This window comes from Neogemmobacter tilapiae, from assembly GCF_014652215.1.
Classification (GTDB): Bacteria; Pseudomonadota; Alphaproteobacteria; order Rhodobacterales; family Rhodobacteraceae; genus Neogemmobacter; species Neogemmobacter tilapiae.
Genome location: NZ_BMYJ01000014.1, coordinates 63,010 through 80,313 on the forward strand (window position 1 = coordinate 63,010; position 17,304 = coordinate 80,313).

At 60.8% G+C, this 17,304-nt stretch carries 16 protein-coding genes and 1 tRNA gene; 8 read left to right on the forward strand and 9 right to left on the reverse strand.

Features of this window, described 5'->3' with window-relative positions; translation table 11 throughout:
- Nucleotides 1–42 precede the first annotated feature (42 nt).
- Both ctaD and IE095_RS17330 read right to left on the reverse strand, forming a co-directional pair.
- On the reverse strand, nucleotides 43–1,731 hold the full coding sequence (gene ctaD / locus IE095_RS17325; protein ID WP_189413382.1) for a cytochrome c oxidase subunit I: 1,689 nt from the start codon (nucleotides 1,729–1,731) through the stop codon (nucleotides 43–45).
- A gap of 238 nt (nucleotides 1,732–1,969) precedes the next feature.
- Nucleotides 1,970–2,716, reverse strand: a complete 747-nt coding sequence (locus IE095_RS17330; RefSeq protein ID WP_189413384.1) for a hypothetical protein — start codon at nucleotides 2,714–2,716, stop codon at nucleotides 1,970–1,972.
- Nucleotides 2,717–2,806: 90 nt separating this feature from the next.
- Here IE095_RS17330 and IE095_RS17335 point away from each other — a divergent pair, with 90 nt between their 5' ends.
- Entirely contained in the window at nucleotides 2,807–3,373 is a 567-nt protein-coding gene (locus IE095_RS17335; protein WP_189413386.1) for a MarR family winged helix-turn-helix transcriptional regulator, read from the forward strand.
- Here IE095_RS17335 and lipB read toward each other — a convergent pair.
- Complete coding sequence (lipB, locus tag IE095_RS17340) at nucleotides 3,357–3,998, reverse strand: lipoyl(octanoyl) transferase LipB (RefSeq protein ID WP_189413388.1); 642 nt, start codon at nucleotides 3,996–3,998, stop codon at nucleotides 3,357–3,359. The genes IE095_RS17335 and lipB overlap by 17 nt on opposite strands.
- Nucleotides 3,991–4,773, reverse strand: coding sequence for a LytTR family DNA-binding domain-containing protein (locus IE095_RS17345; RefSeq protein ID WP_189413389.1), 783 nt, complete (start codon nucleotides 4,771–4,773; stop codon nucleotides 3,991–3,993). The genes lipB and IE095_RS17345 overlap by 8 nt, the downstream gene beginning before the upstream one ends.
- A gap of 90 nt (nucleotides 4,774–4,863) precedes the next feature.
- Between IE095_RS17345 and IE095_RS17350 the strand changes: the two genes are divergently transcribed.
- From IE095_RS17350 to IE095_RS17380, 7 genes are all read left to right on the forward strand, one after another.
- Entirely contained in the window at nucleotides 4,864–5,361 is a 498-nt protein-coding gene (locus IE095_RS17350; protein WP_189413391.1) for a DUF2306 domain-containing protein, read from the forward strand.
- Between the two features lie 57 nt (nucleotides 5,362–5,418).
- Nucleotides 5,419–5,505: transfer RNA gene (locus IE095_RS17355), tRNA-Leu, on the forward strand.
- Between the two features lie 199 nt (nucleotides 5,506–5,704).
- Nucleotides 5,705–6,808: an ABC transporter ATP-binding protein gene (locus IE095_RS17360; protein WP_189413393.1), complete on the forward strand. Its 1,104-nt coding sequence runs from the start codon at nucleotides 5,705–5,707 to the stop codon at nucleotides 6,806–6,808.
- Nucleotides 6,809–6,848: 40 nt separating this feature from the next.
- Nucleotides 6,849–7,916, forward strand: a complete 1,068-nt coding sequence (locus tag IE095_RS17365) for an ABC transporter substrate-binding protein (RefSeq protein ID WP_189413395.1) — start codon at nucleotides 6,849–6,851, stop codon at nucleotides 7,914–7,916.
- A gap of 57 nt (nucleotides 7,917–7,973) precedes the next feature.
- Nucleotides 7,974–8,453, forward strand: a complete 480-nt coding sequence (locus IE095_RS17370; protein ID WP_189413397.1) for a YegJ family protein — start codon at nucleotides 7,974–7,976, stop codon at nucleotides 8,451–8,453.
- Nucleotides 8,453–9,727 carry an ABC transporter permease gene (locus tag IE095_RS17375; RefSeq protein ID WP_229804903.1) on the forward strand — a complete coding sequence of 425 codons (1,275 nt, stop codon included), beginning with the start codon at nucleotides 8,453–8,455 and terminating at the stop codon, nucleotides 9,725–9,727. The genes IE095_RS17370 and IE095_RS17375 overlap by 1 nt, the downstream gene beginning before the upstream one ends.
- A gap of 4 nt (nucleotides 9,728–9,731) precedes the next feature.
- On the forward strand, nucleotides 9,732–10,685 hold the full coding sequence (locus IE095_RS17380) for an ABC transporter permease (RefSeq protein ID WP_189413399.1): 954 nt from the start codon (nucleotides 9,732–9,734) through the stop codon (nucleotides 10,683–10,685).
- A 66-nt stretch (nucleotides 10,686–10,751) separates the two neighbouring features.
- On the opposite strand, the gene IE095_RS17385 is transcribed toward IE095_RS17380, so the two are convergent.
- The 5 genes from IE095_RS17385 to IE095_RS17405 form a co-directional block, all read right to left on the reverse strand.
- The gene (locus IE095_RS17385) at nucleotides 10,752–10,985 is read right to left on the reverse strand and encodes a hypothetical protein (protein ID WP_189413401.1); all 234 of its coding nucleotides are present in this window, start codon (nucleotides 10,983–10,985) and stop codon (nucleotides 10,752–10,754) included.
- An 18-nt stretch (nucleotides 10,986–11,003) separates the two neighbouring features.
- Nucleotides 11,004–12,566, reverse strand: a complete 1,563-nt coding sequence (locus IE095_RS17390) for a P-loop NTPase family protein (RefSeq protein ID WP_189413403.1) — start codon at nucleotides 12,564–12,566, stop codon at nucleotides 11,004–11,006.
- Nucleotides 12,567–12,738: 172 nt separating this feature from the next.
- Complete coding sequence (locus IE095_RS17395) at nucleotides 12,739–13,146, reverse strand: hypothetical protein (protein ID WP_189413405.1); 408 nt, start codon at nucleotides 13,144–13,146, stop codon at nucleotides 12,739–12,741.
- A 371-nt stretch (nucleotides 13,147–13,517) separates the two neighbouring features.
- On the reverse strand, nucleotides 13,518–15,059 hold the full coding sequence (locus IE095_RS17400; protein WP_189413407.1) for a dynamin family protein: 1,542 nt from the start codon (nucleotides 15,057–15,059) through the stop codon (nucleotides 13,518–13,520).
- The gene (locus IE095_RS17405) at nucleotides 15,056–17,146 is read right to left on the reverse strand and encodes a dynamin family protein (protein WP_189413409.1); all 2,091 of its coding nucleotides are present in this window, start codon (nucleotides 17,144–17,146) and stop codon (nucleotides 15,056–15,058) included. The genes IE095_RS17400 and IE095_RS17405 overlap by 4 nt, the downstream gene beginning before the upstream one ends.
- Nucleotides 17,147–17,304: the final 158 nt, after the last annotated feature.

Genomic DNA, 17,304 nt, shown 5'->3' on the forward strand with positions numbered 1-17,304 from the left:
AAACGGCCCCAAGAGTGATCTTGGGGCCGCTTTGTTTCGATCTTAGTGGGCGTGGCCCTTATCCCAGTCTTCCCGTTTGGGAAGCTGCTCGAACGTATGTTCGGGCGGCGGGCTGGGCAGGGTCCATTCCAGCGTATCGGCGTATTCGTTCCAATAGTTCGCCTCGGTCACGCGGCGACCAAAGAACAGCGTGTAGAACACGATGCCGATGAAGAAGACGAAGGACGCGAACGACAGGAAGGCACCCATCGACGAGAACCAGTTCCAATAGGCGAAATCCACCGGATAGTCGATGTAACGCCGCGGCATGCCCTGACGGCCCAAGAAGTGCTGCGGGAAGAAGGTCAGGTTCGCGCCGATGAACATCATCCAGAAGTGCAGCTTGCCCGCCCATTCCGGATACTGACGCCCCGACATCTTGCCGATCCAGAAATAGATCCCGGCAAAGATCCCGAATACGGCACCCAGCGACATCACATAGTGGAAGTGCGCGACGACGTAATAGGTGTCATGATAGGCCCGGTCGATGGGGGCTTGGCTCAGCACAATCCCCGTCACGCCACCAAGGGTGAACAGGAACAGGAAGCCAAAGGCCCAGAGCATCGGCGTCTTGAAGTCAATGGAACCGCCCCACATGGTGGCAATCCAAGAGAAGACCTTGACCCCGGTCGGCACGGCGATGACCATCGTGGCGGTCATGAAATAGGCCTGTTGCGTCAGGCTCATCCCGGCGGTGTACATGTGGTGCGCCCAGACGACAAAGCCCAGAACGCCGATGGCCACCATCGCATAGACCATCGGCAGATAGCCAAAGATCGGCTTGCGGCTGAAGGTCGCAATGACATGGCTGATGATGCCAAAGGCCGGCACGATGATGATATACACTTCTGGGTGGCCAAAGAACCACAGGATATGCTGGTAAAGAACCGGGTCACCGCCACCCGAAGGGGTGAAGAAGGTGGTGCCAAAGTTCCGGTCCGTCAGCAGCATGGTGATGGCACCCGCCAGCACCGGCAGCGCCAGCAGAACCAGCCAGGCGGTCACAAAGATCGACCAAGCGAACAGCGGCACCTTGTGCAGGGTCATCCCCGGGGCGCGCATGTTCAGGAAGGTGGTGATGATGTTGATCGCCCCAAGAATGGACGAAGCCCCCGACAAGTGGACGGCAAAGATCGCCAGATCCATCGCATAGCCGCCCTCGGCCGTCGTCGACAGCGGCGGATACAGAACCCAGCCCACGCCCGCGCCCGAGCCCAGCTGACCCCCACCGCCCGGCGCAAACAGGCTGGCCACAGCCAGCGAAGTGCCTGCAACATACAGCCAATAGGACAGGTTGTTCATCCGGGGAAAGGCCATGTCCGGCGCACCAATGTGCAACGGCATGAAATAGTTGCCGAAACCGCCGAACAGGGCGGGAATGACCACGAAGAACATCATCAGGATGCCGTGGGCGGTGACCGTCACGTTCCAAAGATGGCCGTTCGGCGTGCATTCACTGGTCGCCGCAGCGGTCAGGCGCATGCCTTCCTGGCACATGTATTGAACGCCCGGCTCCATCAGCTCCATCCGCATATAGACGGTGAAGATGACCGAGATCAGGCCGACAAGCCCGCCTGTAAAAAGATACAGAATCCCGATGTCCTTGTGGTTCGTTGACATGAACCAGCGGGTGAAAAAGCCCCGCGTGTCATGATGGTCATCATGGTGGCCATGGATGGCGGCGTCAGCCATAGGCGTTCCTCGCTTGCTACCTGTTCGATCCCATCCAGCCAGTTAGGCCGCGATAGGCGGATGGCAACCGTTTACGCGCAGCCTGCGCCTTGGGCAATGACCGAGATGCAGAACTTGCGCAAAAAGCCCGGTGAAAAGCCCCCCGAGGGGAGGGTTTGCGATAACAATCGGGGCCTTGCTTGGCCCCGATCCGAGATTGGCCGCTTGCCATAGGCCAAGCTTTGATTCGGCACGGGCCCTATTCCGCCACCTTGCCGGGCAGGGACAGATCGCCCGAAGCAACATCCCAGACATCCGTCACGCAAAGCAGGGGTGCGTGCAGGTTCGCGTTGACGCGCAGGGCGGAGGTGACGCCGTCATAGGCGATTTCCGTCCCAACGCTGGCGGGCAGATCCACCGTCAGGCTGATTTCCGGCCCGTCAAAGCTGGGTTTGTAGTCGGGGCTGTCGATGAACAAGGGCAATCCGGGCCAGGTCGCGGGCAGGGAGGGCTTTTCGCCTTCGGGAATGTCGCGCACCGACAGCGCCCCCGGACCGCATTCGTCATTCGGGGTCAGAACCACCCAATGGCTGTGCCAGACATCGCCATCATTGGCCGCATCGCCATCGCCGGTTTCATCATACAGCGGCGTGTCGTCGAAATCGGGGTGGATCGTGGCCGCCAGCGCCAGAATGCCGCTTTTGGTTTCAAAGCCGACCGTGGCCGGGTCAAGGCTGGTGGGCCAGACATAAGACCAGACCGGCGCCGCTTTCAGATCGCCCACCGGGGCAGGGCGTTCTGCGCCAGCGTCACCCGCCAAGGTCATGTGAAAGGTCACCTGATCGCCAGACCGATGGGCATGGCTGGCCAGAATGTCAAAGGCCGGGGTTTTGCTGGCATCGGCGGGGGAAAGCACGGCACCCGGTTGGGTCACGGCAGGATCGTGGTCATGGGCCAAGGCGGGGGCGGTCAGCACCAGAAGGGCAAGAAGGGGTTTGGTCGTCATGGTTGTCTTCCTCTCATATGATAGCGAGTCGCTACTATATGGATCGCAAAACCATTTGCAATGGAAATAGCGACTCGCTATCAATGATTCATGGCAGGTTCAGATCCCACCACTTTGCGCGCCCTGATCGACCGGCTGGCCCGGTTGGTGCAGGCCGAGGATTGGGATCGTGACTTGAACCCGGCGCAGATGACGGCTTTGTCCTATCTGTCGCGCGCCAACCGTTTTTCCCGCGCCCCGGCCCATGTCGCCGACTACATGGGCGCGACGCGGGGCACGGTATCGCAAACGCTGCTGGCCCTAGAACGCAAGGGATTGCTGGAAAGCCAAGCCTCGGCCACCGATCGGCGCAGTCTGACCTATCGGCTGACTCCCCTAGGCCAAGCCCGCATTCAGGACCGCAGCGCCTTTGATGCCGCACTCGACGCCTTGCCTGCGGGCGAGGCTGCGGCACTGGGCGGGGCTTTGGATCTGCTGCTTAAGGAATTGCTGCTGCAAAGGGGCGGGCGCAGTTTCGGCGCTTGCCGCACCTGCCGCCATCATACCGCGCGCGCGGAAGGGGCGGGATGGTGCAACCTTTTGCACCTGCCGCTGTCAATGCAGGATGGCGCGGAACTTTGCCACGAACATACGCCCCGGCCTATGGAAAGAACCTAGGAAAGGTCGCCAGAAGCGCCGCGTCCAGATCGGCCATTGTGACGGGCAGACCCAGATCGACAAGGCTGGTGACCCCATGATCGCGGATGCCGCAGGGGACGATGCCATCAAAATGGCTCAGGTCGGGTTCCAGATTGATCGAAATGCCGTGAAAGCTGACCCAGCGCCGCAGCTTCACGCCAATCGCCGCGATCTTGTCTTCCGCAGGTTTGCCATCCAGCCCCTGCCGTTCCGGCCTGACCACCCAGACCCCCACACGTCCCGTGCGGCGTTCGCCTTTCACGTTGAACTCGGCCAAGGTCGCCATCACCCAGTTTTCCAGATTGCAGACGAATTGCCGCACATCGCGGCCCCGCTTGTTCAGGTCCAGCATGGCGTAAACCACGCGCTGCCCCGGCCCGTGATAGGTGTATTGCCCGCCGCGCCCCGCCACATGAACCGGGAAACGGGCATCGACCAAATCCTCAGGCTGGGCCGAGGTGCCAGCGGTGTAAAGCGCCGGATGCTCCAGAAACCAAAGCGCCTCCTCGGCCGTGCCTGCCGCGATCGCGCCCGCGCGGGCCTCCATCGCGGCCAGGGTTTCGGCATAGGGGGCCAGCCCCGGCAGATGGGTGATTTCAACCATTTTGGGTGCCTTTCACCGGCAGCAGGCCCGCGGCCCTGACCTGTGGCAGATAAGTTCGGCTCACCGGAATCTCCAGCCCATTCGCCATCGTCAGCACTGCGCCATCCCCCTGCCGCCGCGCCGCCCGCACCTGATCGCGCGCCACCCAATGCGAACGATGCACTTGCAGCCCCGCAGCGCCCGTCTCGCGGATCGCATCCGACAGCCGCAGCAAAAGCATCTCGCGTCCTTTGGAGGTGACGACATCAACATAGTGATCCTGCACCGACAGGCAGATCAGCACGCCGCGTTTTTCCAGCGGCAGACGGTCCAGCAGGTTGGGCTTTTCTGGGGCCTCGGGAAGCGTGCTTTCCGGTTTCGCCTGAAACTCATCTGCCAAGGCAATCGCGACGCAGATGATGAAAACCGAACCTATCCCCCGCAGAAACTGGCTCCAAGTCTCGGCGAATTGACCAAATCCTGCATTGATCAGGAAAAGCGTTACCGTCACCCCAAGGCAAACCACCGCGCTCGACAACAGCACCCGCCACAGCAGGGCCAGATGTGCCAAACGCGGGTTCACCTGCATGCTGACCAGCGCGCCAGTGATATAGGACAGCACTGCGACCAGCGTCCAATAGATCGCGCGGGGCAGGGTGGCCAGATTGTCCAGCGTGTTGAACGGGCCGGAAACCGTCAGCACCACGGCAATGCCCAAAAGCGCCACGACCACCTTGGTCTGCACCAGATGATCCCGCAATTCGCGCAGCGTGAATGACGCGTCCCTGTCGCCCACGAAGTTTGGCCCCCTGCCTGCGAAGCGACCCTCGCCGCTTTTTCGCCCCTTGGGTTAGCAGAAAGCCATCCCACCAAAAAGAGAGATGCGATGAACCCTCTGCCGATGATCGACGCGCCTCTGGCCGTGCAACTGCACATCCTGTCGGCCCTGCCTGCCCTGATCCTGGGACCGGTGGCCCTGTTCCGCAGGCGGCGAGACCGCTGGCATAAGTTGATCGGCCGCACATGGGCCGCGTCCATGTTCGCTTTGGCGCTGTCGTCACTGTTCATCCATGACAACCCCATCATTGGCCCTTTCTCGCCCATTCATGCCTTGTCGATCCTCACCTTTTGGGGCCTGTTCACAGGCATCCGCGCCATTCGTCGCGGCGACCGCCGGGGCCATGCGCAGGCCATGCGCGGGCTTTATGTGCAGGCCTTGATTCTCGCCTCGGTCCTGACCCTGCTGCCGGGGCGGCGCATCAGCACGGCACTTTTCCCCGAAAACCCCGAAATCGGCCTCAGCATCGCCGTGGTCTGCGGTGTGATTCTGGCCTTGGTCGCCTATCGCCTGCCTATCCCGCAAAGCCACGCGCCACACGCATAATCCCCCTTTTCTTTGGCCCAAGGCTTCGCTAAACAGCCGCCACCAAGACCAAAGTGTGCGGATATGGCGGAATTGGTAGACGCGCAGCGTTGAGGTCGCTGTGGGGTAACTCCCGTGAAGGTTCGAGTCCTTTTATCCGCACCACCCACCCCCCATCGACAATGATTGTGCAAATGCAGCATTCGCCGCAAAAGCGGCAAAGCCTGTCGTAAAATGCCCGCTATCCGGGCGTTTCCGGGTTCAGCCTGAGCCCTGTTACAAGGTCGTTGCATTGTGGGAACCAACCCGCTTTACTCGATCCCAACTAGAGGCGCAAAGCGCCCGGCGTCAGGGGAGATATGGTGTGGCTGATGGGGCCCAAAGCGACGCTTTCGTCGCATTTGAACATGTGCAGAAAAGCTATGACGGCGTTTCACTGGTCGTCAAAGACCTGAACCTGTCGATTGCAAAGGGTGAATTCCTGACCATGCTGGGGCCTTCCGGCTCGGGCAAAACCACCTGTCTGATGATGCTGGCCGGGTTTGAAACGGCGACGCATGGCGAGATCCGGCTGGCCGGGCGGCCGATCAATCAGGTGCCACCGCACAAGCGCGGGATTGGCATGGTGTTTCAGAACTATGCGCTCTTTCCCCATATGACGGTGGGCGAAAACCTCGCCTTCCCGCTGGAAGTGCGGGGCATGGGCAAGGACGAACGCGAAAGCCGCATCAAGCGGGCCTTGGATATGGTACAGATGGGGGCCTTTGCCCATCGCCGCCCGGCGCAGCTTTCGGGCGGTCAGCAGCAGCGCATCGCCTTGGCGCGCGCCTTGGTGTTCGATCCCGAATTGGTGCTGATGGACGAACCCCTGGGCGCGCTCGACAAGCAACTGCGCGAACATATGCAATTTGAAATCAAGCATCTGCACGAACGTCTGGGCATCACCGTCGTCTATGTCACCCATGATCAGGGTGAGGCGCTGACCATGTCCGACCGGATCGCCGTCTTCAACGACGGCAAAATCCAGCAGCTTGCCCCGCCCGCCGACCTTTATGAACGGCCCGACAATTCCTTTGTCGCCCAGTTCATTGGCGAGAACAACAAACTGCCCGGCACCATCGAGGAACTGTCAGGCGGCAAGGCACTGGTCCGGCTGGCGACGGGCGAGGTGATTGATGCAACACCCGTCAACGTGACCGCCAAGGGTCAGGCGACCTTGGTTTCCGTGCGGCCCGAACGGGTGGAATTCAAGCCCGAGATGATGCCGCAAGGCGCGCATATGATCGACGCCGAAGTGCTGGAGGTGATCTATATGGGTGACATCCTGCGGGCGCGGCTGAAGGTCGCGGGGACCGAGGATTTCGTGATGAAAATGCGCAACACGCTGGGGCAGACCCGGCTGGACGCAGGGCAAAAGATCAAGGTGGGCTGGCATCCGCAGGATGCGCGGGCGCTGGATCCAGTTTGAAGACGACAAAAATAACTAACCAGCAGGGGAGACTGCTCAAATGAAGAAACTTCTGGTCCTGTCGACGGCGCTGACGTCGTTCGGCCTTGCCGCCCAAGCGGACATCACCGTGATGTCTTGGGGCGGTTCCTATGAAACCAGCCAGGTCGAGGGCTATAACAAGCCCTACACCGCAGCCACCGGCAAGAACGTGACGATGATGGCGGTGGACAACCCCGCCACGCCGATCAAGGCGATGGTCGAGGCCGGCAACGTCACCGTCGATATCGCCGATGTGGAATATGCCGACGCGATCCGCCTCTGTGACGAAGGTCTGGTCGAAACCATCGATCCGGCCATGCTGCCTGCCGGGGCCGATGGCACGCCTGCCACCGAAGACTTCCTGCCGGGCGCGATCACCGATTGTGCTGTGGCCTCGATCGTCTTCTCGACTGTCTTTGCCTATGACACGACCAAGTTCCCCGAAGGCCCCAAGACGATGGCCGACTTCTTCGACACGGCCAAATTCCCCGGCAAGCGCGGGATGCGCAAGGGCGCGAAAGCCAACCTTGAAATGGCGCTGATGGCCGATGGCGTGCCCGCCGCAGATGTCTATGCCACGCTGGAAACGCCCGAAGGCGTAGACCGCGCCTTTGCAAAACTCGATACGATCAAGGGCGACGTGATCTGGTGGGAAGCGGGCGCACAACCGCCGCAGCTTTTGGCCGATGGCGAAGTGGCGATGTCGACGGCCTACAACGGCCGGATCTTTGCCGCCGCCGTGACCGAGGGCAAACCCTTCCAAGTGGTCTGGGATGGTCAGGTCTATGAATACGACGTCTTCGTGATTCCGAAGGGCGCGCCGAACCTCGAAGAAGCCAAGGAATGGCTGAAGTTCGCCACCTCGACCGAACAACTGGCGGCCCAGGCCGCTTGGATCAGCTATGGCCCGGCGCGCAAGTCCTCGGCCCCGCTGGTCGGTCTGTTCAACGACGGCAAGACGGAAATGGGCCCGCATATGCCCACCTCGCCCGAAAACATGACCAATGCGCTGCCATCGTCGTTCGAATTCTGGGCGGACCGGGATGCCGAACTGACCGAGCGTTTCAACGCTTGGCTCGCGCAATAATCCAGACGGCGCGGCGGCCGTGGTCGCCGCGCCTTTTCTTTTACCAAAGGCCGTCTCATGCGTTTTGCACTTGCCCTGACCATTTCCCTTTTCGCCTCCGCTGTGCAGGCGGGCGATCCGATGGTCGATTTCGGATCAGATGATCCGGTAATGAATGCGGCCATTGCCGAGGCGCGGGACAGCCTGCCCTATTTTCTGGATGTCGCGGCCAGCGCTGACCTGTCGCAAGGTGGTTTTCTGGTCAAACAGGCCGTCGATGTCGGCGGAGAGAACTATGAACATATCTGGGTGATGGTGGAAAGCATTCAGGCCGAAACGTTGGACGGCTATTACGCCAACGAACCCAATGGCTTTGATGCGCAGGCAGGCGACCCGGTCACCGTCGCCATGGATGAAATCTCGGACTGGTCCTTTTATGATGCCGATGGGCTGATGAAGGGCAACTACACGACACGGGTGATGCTGCCCGAACTGGATGCCGAAACGGCGGCCCAGGTTGAGGCAATGCTGTCGCCCTGCCCGGTGGAGAGCTGCTGATGGCCGAGATGCTGACCACCGCCGATGGCATCCCGCTCAAGGCCGCGCTGGCGCGTGCGCAATCGCGGGCACGCAGGAAGGCGCTGTTTCTGGTGCTGCCGCTGCTGATCTTTACGCTGCTGTCCTTTGTGCTGCCCATCGGGGCCATGATGGCGCGTTCGGTCCATAATCCGGAATTCGTCGCCAGCACGGACCGGGGCACGGGTGCGGTGACTCCGATCATGCAAAACCTGAAGGGCTGGTTCGATGCCAACCCCTTGGGCACCGAACCGGACGAGGCCGCCTATGCCGCACTGGTCGCCGATCTGGCGCATTTGCAAGAAACCAAGGCCAGCGGCTCGGCAGGCACCCGGATCAACTATGACCTGCCGGGCACTCTGTCGCTGTTCAAATCGGGGGCCCGCGGTGCGGGCAAGCTGGAACCCCCGTTCAAGGAATCGCTGCTGGCCGATGATGCCCGCTGGGGCGACCCGAAACTCTGGCAGGCGATGCGCGCCGCGACGGCGGGGGTGACAGCCGATTTCTATCTGGCCGCCCTTGACCGCACCCGTGCTGCCGATGGCTCCATCGTGCAGGCCGAGGAAAACCGCCAGATCTATATCAAACTCTTCCTGCGCACCTTTGGCCTTTCCGCGCTGATCACCTTTGTCTGTCTGCTGCTGGCCTTTCCCGTCGCCCATCTCTTGGCCACGCTGCCGATGGCCAAGTCGAACCTACTGATGATCTTGGTGCTGCTGCCGTTCTGGACTTCGCTTCTGGTCCGAACCTCCGCTTGGATGGTTCTTTTGCAGGAACAGGGCGTGCTGAACGATTCACTGGTGGGCTTGGGCCTGATCACCGAGGATCAGCGGCTGGCCATGATGTACAACACCACTGGCACGATCATTGCGATGACGCATATCCTGCTGCCTTTTATGATCCTGCCGCTTTATTCCGTCATGCGCACCATCAAGCCATCCTATGTCCGCGCCGCCCGTTCTTTGGGGGCCACCAGCTGGACCGCCTTCCGCCGCGTCTATCTGCCGCAAACCTTGCCCGGCATCGGGGCAGGGGGCTTGCTCGTCTTTATCCTGGCCGTCGGCTATTACATCACCCCCGCCTTGGTCGGTGGGGCCAGCGGGCGGCTGATTTCCAACATGATCGCCGACCATATGAACGACACGCTGAACTGGTCGCTTGCCGCCGCCTTGTCGGCCATCCTGCTGGCCGCCGTTCTGATCCTCTACTGGCTCTATGACCGGCTGGTGGGCATCGACAAGCTGAAACTGGGGTAATCCGATGGCCATTCCAACCTATGCTTCGCCGCTGGAACGCACCTGGGCCTGGACCTACCGCGTCCTTTGCGTGCTGATCTTCGTTTTCCTGATGGCCCCCATCCTGATCGTCATCCCCCTCTCCTTCAACGCCGAGCCCTATTTCACCTTTACCGACAAAATGCTGGCGCTCGACCCTGACGGCTATTCGACCCGCTGGTATGACCTCCTCCTGACCTTTGGCATGAAGGCCCCCGATGCCGTGCGGGATGGCGGCTGGTGGGCCGATATGTGGGCCAATTCCACCTGGCTCAAGGCCGCCAAGAACTCGGTCATCATCGGTTTCTGGTCCACCATCCTCGCCACCGCCTTGGGCACTTTGGCGGCGCTGGGTTTGTCGCGCCCGGAAATGCCGGGGCGCAAGGTCATCATGGCGATCCTGATTTCCCCGATGATCGTGCCGATCATCATCACCGCCACGGGCATGTTCTTCTTCTATTCGAACCCCTGCGGCATCCTGCAATGGGTGGGCATTTCGGCGCAATGCGGCCGCCTCACCTCGACCTACACCGGCGTCATTCTGGCCCATACCATCTTGGGTATTCCCTTTGTCATCATCACCGTCACCGCCACTCTGTCGGGCTTTGACCAATCCTTGATCCGCGCCGCCGCCAGCCTTGGCGCCAACCCCCGCACCACCTTCTTCAAGGTGATCCTGCCGCTGATCTTGCCGGGCGTCATTTCCGGCGCGCTGTTCGCCTTTGTCACCTCGTTTGATGAGGTCGTCACCGTCCTGTTCATCGCGGGCCCCGAACAGCAGACCATTCCCCGCCAGATGTGGAACGGCATTCGCGAACAGATCAGCCCCGCGATCCTGTCGGTGGCCACGATCCTTGTGATCATCTCGGTTCTGCTGCTGGCCAGTGTCGAACTCCTGCGCCGCCGGTCCGAACGGCTGCGCGGCGTGGCCCCAGCCTGAACTGGCCAAACCCAATACAAAAGGCCCCGGCGAGCCGGGGCCTTTTGTATTGGGTCATCAAAAAGATCAGCGGCCTAGGATCCGCGACAATATCCCACCCTTCGGCTTGACCTCATCCCTAAGACTGGCCCGCAGATCGGCTTGCAACTTTGCCTCAGCCGCTGCCTTGGCCGCGATTTCGGCCTTCAGCGCCTGCATTTGCTGCGTGGCCGCATCCGCCGTCGGTCGCGCGGTCCGCAAGCCCGACCCGGCTGTCACGCGCTGCGGCCCATGTGTTGCATAAAGCTCTTCATTCGCCATGACCTTTCCTTTCACTCGCTACGCTTCGTCTTTCGGTTCCACTGGAAAAGGTTGCAGCATCGCCGCCCCCGTTTCGGCGGCACGCACCCGCGGCACAATTTGCGTCGAGGCCAAAGCCACCAGCATCCGCGTTTGTCCGTCCACAAATTCCGTCAGCCGGTCGCGCATCGCATCCATCGGTGCCGCCGTCTGCCGATCCAGCGTGTCTTGCGCCAAAAGCGTCACTCGGGCCTGCAACTTCACCCGGAAATCGCGCAGCAGTGTCGCCCGATTCTGCCCTGGCATCGGTTTCCACGACCAGGTCGCCGCCCCCAGATCAAGGCCCGTCGCCCGCGCCTCGGCGCTGCGAACGGAAATAAAGGTTCCCAGATTGCTTTCGGCCTGCACCATACGGGTTTCCGAACCCAGAACTTCGCGCGAGATCTGCGAGAATTCCCGTGCCGCCCGCCGCAAGGTGCGGTCCGACAGCGAACGGCAATTCTGCGCGAAACCCAAGCAAGCTGACCGCAACTGCAAACGCAGGCGGAACGTGTCGATTTCCAGATTGGTGATCTCTTCCGCCTTGTCGATCCGCCGGTTCAGGTCGGAAACAGCGGTTTCGATGAATTGCTGCCCCAGCCGTGCAAGACGTTGACGGAACTGATCGGCATTCTGTTGCGCTTGCCGCTTCAATTCACTGGCCAGACGCTGACCCAGCTTTTCGGCGCGCTCGGTCACCTCATCAGCAGACAACTGGCAGGCGGCAATCTGTTCAGCCGTCCGATCCTCACCCTCGTGCCCGATGTTGTCCAGAATCGCGCGGAACTGCCGCCGCACTTTGCCCACCATACGCCGCAGGGGGCTTGCCGCCATCACCTTGCCGAGAGCATCCACCAACTGCGGCATTCCCGACAATTTCCACACAAAGCTGGGCGCATGATCATCGCCATCGACATCGGCCACTTCGGCCAACTGCAAAAGCGTTTCCTTGCTGTCTTCCCCCAAGGCTGCCAGCCGGTCCTTTAGGGCTGCTTCGGCCCAGGAAAGGCTGCCAAAAACGATCTGCGGCCGCATCGCGCCGGTGTGCCGCTCGATGGCCGACTCCAGCCGTGCCCGAATGGCCGGAATGTCTTTGGCCGGATTTTCCAGGCAGTCCACACGGTTGATGAACAGAACCAGTGGCTGGGCCGTCTGCGCCCGCAGCAACCGGACCAGCGACAGGTCAATGGCCCCTTTCAGCCGGTCCGCCGACAGAACCAACAGCTGCACCTCAAGCTCTTGTGCGGCGTTCAATTCAGCCCGCTGCGCCAAAACTTCGGGCGAAGGGGTCCGCCCAAGATCAACAAGTGCCACAGGCAACAGCCCCGCCCCCATGCCTTGCCCGGCTTGCGCCGTCACCGCTTCGCGAAAGCGCGCGCGCGGCGAGGTCACGCGCACAGGGACGGGCCCCAAATGGCCTGCCAGCACTTGCAACAGGGTCGAAACGCCGGCGCCCGGTGTCCCAGACAGCACAAGGCTGACGGCGGCGCCGGTCAGTTGTGACTGAAACTGCCGCACCAAGCGCAAGGACGACAAATCCAACATCGGCTGCACGCTGATCATCGCAGCATTTAGCGAACCAATGTCGGCCCGCAAACTTTTCAACGGTTGGGGGCACAGTGACAAGACCGCGGCCTGCGCGTCAGATTGACGATGGCTTGCCCTTGTATTCATCTTGCGGACCAGTCTTCCTACTTGTCTTGCGGTGCCAGGCACCGGGATAGGGTTAAGGGCTTCAGGCCGCCAGACGCGCCTGAACCGGCATTCCAGCCAAGGCGCGGGCCGCGCCCACGCTGGCCACCAGATCCACAGCCGCGGCGGCGATGGCGCAATCGCCCAGCATCGACTGCAACTCATCTTCGTCTGCGACGCCAACCAGCACGGAGATCGTGTCAAATCCCGCATGGCCTTGCAGGCTGAACACGGTGTGTTTCTGCCGCTTTTGATAGGTCGCCGCGCCATCCAGATGCCAGGCATCATCGGCAATAACCGTCACACCCAGATCAGGATGCTCAAGGCACATGCAGGCCCCGCGGCCCGCGGCCAGTTGCGACAGATGCCCCAGAGCATCATTCAAGGGGCTGCCATCGGACAGCATTTGATCTTCGATCATGTCCAGAATGTTCGGCATCGCGTCAAACATCGGAGTTCCCTTTCGCCTGCTGCCCTTGCGGCATCACATTGCGCATGTTGACGTTATAGAAGCCGAGTTCAGCGTTTCTTTGGCCCGATTATAGCAAAACTATGACCGAGCCTTTCGGCGGGATGTCGATAGATGGGGCGTTGTGTATTTAAAATCAAAGTCTTACGATGATTCTGGTGGTCGATGTAAAAGAAATTTTAGTGCCCAGATCGTGCTGTGGTGCAGAAAACCTGCGACCGTGCAGCCAGCCAACGCAATAGCTTTTTCGTCCTGAAAAGGTCTGGAACACCACGATTCCAACCCCGCGTGGCCAAGGCCCCTAGCAGGCCCATGCAAAGGCAAACCGCCCCAGAAGGGGCGGTTCGGATTGATCAATTTACGCTTTGGGTCAATCGACTCAAGTCGCGTGAAAGCTGCAAAAGAAGGATTGCAGAATCCTCAAGCGGGCCCTCGCCAGGCTCGGCAGTCATCAGAATGACTGTATCCAGCGCCTCTTGGAATTGGCCAAACAGCCACTCCGTATCGGGCTTGGTGATATCCGCGGAAGAAATCTGATCGATCACCTCCATCACCGTGTCGCTGGCGGCCTGCGCAAATCCACTTTCCTCGATGTCGTCGTGGGCCGCGATCAGCGCGATCAACGCGTCGATTTTCTTTTGCCACTCGCTGATCAGCCTATGCGTCGGCGCTTTCTGCCGCAGCCGAGCAGCAGGGGCCGGGCCATGATCCACGGGCGTCGGTGTTGTCGCCGCATCGGGCAACGGAGCATCAAAGGGGTCGTTGTCATCGTCCAGTTCAGGCGTTGGCCGACCCTTCAATTTGGCCAGACCAGCCAGCGGATTGATCTTGGCGGGCTTATCGCCACCGGCCGGACGCAGCTCGGTCTTGTTCGCCGCAGCAACTGCGGCTTTCAACATGTTCAACGACTTCTTCGGTGCGGCCTCGTCCAAGGCAGCGTCCACGGGCGCCTCAACCGCTGCCGCATAGGCCGCCGCCACCTGCGGTGTTGCCGCCCGCTGTTCGGCCACCGCCGCCTTGGCCACCAAAGGCTGGATCGTTTTGACCATCAATTCCCGTGCCGCCACGACTTCCGGCTGGCGGATGTCTTCAGCGACCTTGTGAATCCCGTCGAACAGCTTCTGCCCACCACTGTCAGCCCAAGATTTTGCATCCTTCACCACCCCTTTGGGGGCAGCGTCAATCGCTGTCGGCGTGTCGATCGGCAGGATCGCATGGAAATTGTCACCCGCCTCTTTCTCAAGGCGCGACATAATCCGCGCATAACCCTGCTTCACCGAAGGCAAATCCACATGCGTCACCGCCAAAAGCCCGTGCTTCAGCACATTCGGAGACAATTGGAACCATGTATGCCGTTCGCTTTCGCGCCAAGCCTGCACCGCATTGGTGCACCAGATGACCATTTCCGCCCGACCCGAAAGTTCGACCAGAACCTCACCTTCCCGGTCAGGGTCCGAGGTGCCGGGCGTATCAAAGATCGTGACATTCCGCAGAAACGGGTTCGGTGCCGTCAGAACGATGTAATCGGGGTCGATATCCATCAGATTGCTGAAATCAGCCCCATCAAACACTTGCGGGTCGCGCCCATCCCACCAGCAGGCCTGCGACGTCAGCGTCGTCCCATAGCGAAAAACCACCGGCGGCAGAGGGCTGGCCAAGACTCCAGTCGGGATCAACTGTTCGCCCACCAGCAGGTTGGTCAGCGTCGATTTGCCCGAGCTGAATTCCCCCGCGATCATCAATCGAACCGGGGCGGCCAGGCGCTTGACCAGCGCCTCGGCTTGCGCGCGCGCCTCTCCCACGCCCGGTTGTTCGGCCAGATGGCCGGTCGTGCTGTCGGACAGGAACTTATTCAGTTCCGTTGTGACAAGTTCAGTTTCCAAAGGTGTCGTCATGCGGCTTCATTTTTCCGTTTTGCCGCATGTTGCGCGTTCGCAAGGGATTCTACCAGACGTTCGGCAGAAATCAGATCGCTTCTGACCTGTTCGCGCAACGCTTTGCGTTTTTGCAGCTCAAATTCCGAATACTCATCGCCCGAAGCGGTGATCCCGGCCAGTTCATGCAACTGGGCGTCGGCATCGCCCCGGAATTCTTCTGTCACCCGTTCGATGGTTTCAAACACACCCACCCGCGACGAGGCCACCATGTCGGTGGTCATTTGCAAGAATTGCTCGCGCACCGACTTCAACGCCTGATTCACCTTCTGTGGCGAGCCACCAAAGATCAGGTTCAACCAAGACGCAGACAACTCCACCGAAACCGTCCGGTAAAGCGAATCCATCTGCGGGGCCAGAACGGATAGCGCTGTCGTGCTGAACTTGACCGAAGCGATACGGTCCCGAATCTTTTCGGGCAGTGTGTCGCGGATCGCCACTTCAAATTCCCGCGCTTCGTTCACCAACCGCTCGCGCAGCCGGTTGAACGTGTCGGTGAACTTGAACTCCAGATCACGCCGCAAGGGGTCAACATCGCAGCCGATCGTCGTGCCCCGCTTGGCCCGCGACAGCGCTGCCTGCAACACACCGGTCTGTTCTGCGATGAAACCATCGACCGACTTGGTCATTTCGCGAACCGACAGATCAAAGACAGATTCCGCCGTGGCCGACAGCGCCGCCCGGGCATCCTTGGCACCCGTCGCCACCAGTTCCGCCATGTCCTTGACTTCACGGGCACTGGCCAAGGGCCGGAACTCCGAACCGCTTTCATCGAACAGCGTCAGACGAATTTGCGACCGTTCCACCGCTTGCCGCGCCACCGCCAGCAGGTCGGCCTGCGCCTCTTCCATCGCCTTGGCTGCCGGGCCGTATTGGACCATGTCCGACATGACCTCCATCAGCTCTTGCATCCCCGAGGCCAGATAAGCCTCGGCCCGGGCCGGATCATCAATGTGATGAGTCGGGTCCAGCGCCTTGGCTGGTTCCGTCAGTCCGCGCGCCTTGACAAAAGAGTTCAGCGCATTGCGGTCCAGCAATTCTTCGTTGCCTGTCAGGGCAAAGTTCGCCCAAGCCGCCGAACCCACGACCACACTGATTTCCTTGCCGTCCAGTTCGCGCTTCAGGTTCTCAATCACCTTCTGGCGGACCGGCTCAATATTGTCGGCCGGATTGCGGATTTCGTCCAGACGGTTGACGAACACCACGAAACGGTCGCGGTTCAGCGCCTTGAGCAACCGGATCAGCCGCACATCGGATTTCGACAGCGACTGGTGCGCCGACAGAATCACGATGAAATGGTCCGAGTTTTCGATGCTTTGCTGGGTGATTTCTTCCCGGATCAGCAAGGGGTCATTCACGCCGGGCGTGTCGATCAGCGTCAGCGGGAACCCGAACGGTTCCTGCGGAAAGAAGATCTCCGCCGAATGGGTGATGTCGGCAAACCGGCCCGAGGTCGGGCTGGCGATCCGCGCCTCAGGGTCGTCCCCCGCCGCCACGTAATGCGCCAGCAGTTCCGGCGTCACCTGTTCAAAACGGTGCGCCTTGCCCAGCAGATGCGCAAACTTCGTCCCCAGACGCAATTCGGCCCGCGCCCGCATGGCCGCAACCTGTTCGCCCAGCTTTTCGCGCTTGTAATCTTCCAGCAAACCATCGGTCAGCTCGCCCAGACGCCCGCCGCGGTTCGCCAGACGATCCCATTCCGCATCGTTGAAAAAGCGGAAGATCGCGCCCGAATTCTTGCCGGTCGGGTGACCAAAGTGCAGCCGCGTCACCACGGTTGTCCAAGGGTTCACGTCCGACGGCAAAAGCCCTGCCCGCCGCGTCAAAGCGTTGATGGTCGAGGATTTCCCAGCCTTGATCTGCCCAATCACACCAACGCGGATCGAGGTGTTCCGCACCCGGGTTCGGATGGCCGAGGCGCGTTTGGTCAGCGTTCCGCCTGACAGAGCAGCCAATTGTTCGATGTCGGCCAGCAGCCGGGCACGTTGGCGGCCCAGATCAACCCCCAGCGGGGGCATCTCGAAAACGGCATCCCACTCTTCACTCATCGAATCAATCCACTCCCATCAGGTGCAAGCCACCCTGATTCTGCTTTACGATCAGCGCCTAATTGCGCCCATCGTGTGTTTCTGGCTGTAAAACCAGAATATTTTTCAAACTATGAGGCATTTTCGCCTGTCCCTGACGATCATGCCTCCACCACCCA

Excerpts from the sequence above, each read along its gene's own strand:
- IE095_RS17370 (WP_189413397.1), top strand. The coding sequence starts at position 7,974 with ATGCGTTTTGCACTTGCCCTGACCATTTCCCTTTTCGCCTCCGCTGTG.
- ctaD (WP_189413382.1), bottom strand. The coding sequence starts at position 1,731 with ATGGCTGACGCCGCCATCCATGGCCACCATGATGACCATCATGACACG.
- IE095_RS17330 (WP_189413384.1), bottom strand. The coding sequence starts at position 2,716 with ATGACGACCAAACCCCTTCTTGCCCTTCTGGTGCTGACCGCCCCCGCC.
- IE095_RS17335 (WP_189413386.1), top strand. The coding sequence starts at position 2,807 with ATGGCAGGTTCAGATCCCACCACTTTGCGCGCCCTGATCGACCGGCTG.
- lipB (WP_189413388.1), bottom strand. The coding sequence starts at position 3,998 with ATGGTTGAAATCACCCATCTGCCGGGGCTGGCCCCCTATGCCGAAACC.
- IE095_RS17405 (WP_189413409.1), bottom strand. The coding sequence starts at position 17,146 with ATGAGTGAAGAGTGGGATGCCGTTTTCGAGATGCCCCCGCTGGGGGTT.
- IE095_RS17350 (WP_189413391.1), top strand. The coding sequence starts at position 4,864 with ATGAACCCTCTGCCGATGATCGACGCGCCTCTGGCCGTGCAACTGCAC.
- IE095_RS17375 (WP_229804903.1), top strand. The coding sequence starts at position 8,453 with ATGGCCGAGATGCTGACCACCGCCGATGGCATCCCGCTCAAGGCCGCG.
- IE095_RS17395 (WP_189413405.1), bottom strand. The coding sequence starts at position 13,146 with ATGTTTGACGCGATGCCGAACATTCTGGACATGATCGAAGATCAAATG.
- IE095_RS17380 (WP_189413399.1), top strand. The coding sequence starts at position 9,732 with ATGGCCATTCCAACCTATGCTTCGCCGCTGGAACGCACCTGGGCCTGG.
- IE095_RS17390 (WP_189413403.1), bottom strand. The coding sequence starts at position 12,566 with ATGATCAGCGTGCAGCCGATGTTGGATTTGTCGTCCTTGCGCTTGGTG.
- IE095_RS17400 (WP_189413407.1), bottom strand. The coding sequence starts at position 15,059 with ATGACGACACCTTTGGAAACTGAACTTGTCACAACGGAACTGAATAAG.
- IE095_RS17365 (WP_189413395.1), top strand. The coding sequence starts at position 6,849 with ATGAAGAAACTTCTGGTCCTGTCGACGGCGCTGACGTCGTTCGGCCTT.
- IE095_RS17385 (WP_189413401.1), bottom strand. The coding sequence starts at position 10,985 with ATGGCGAATGAAGAGCTTTATGCAACACATGGGCCGCAGCGCGTGACA.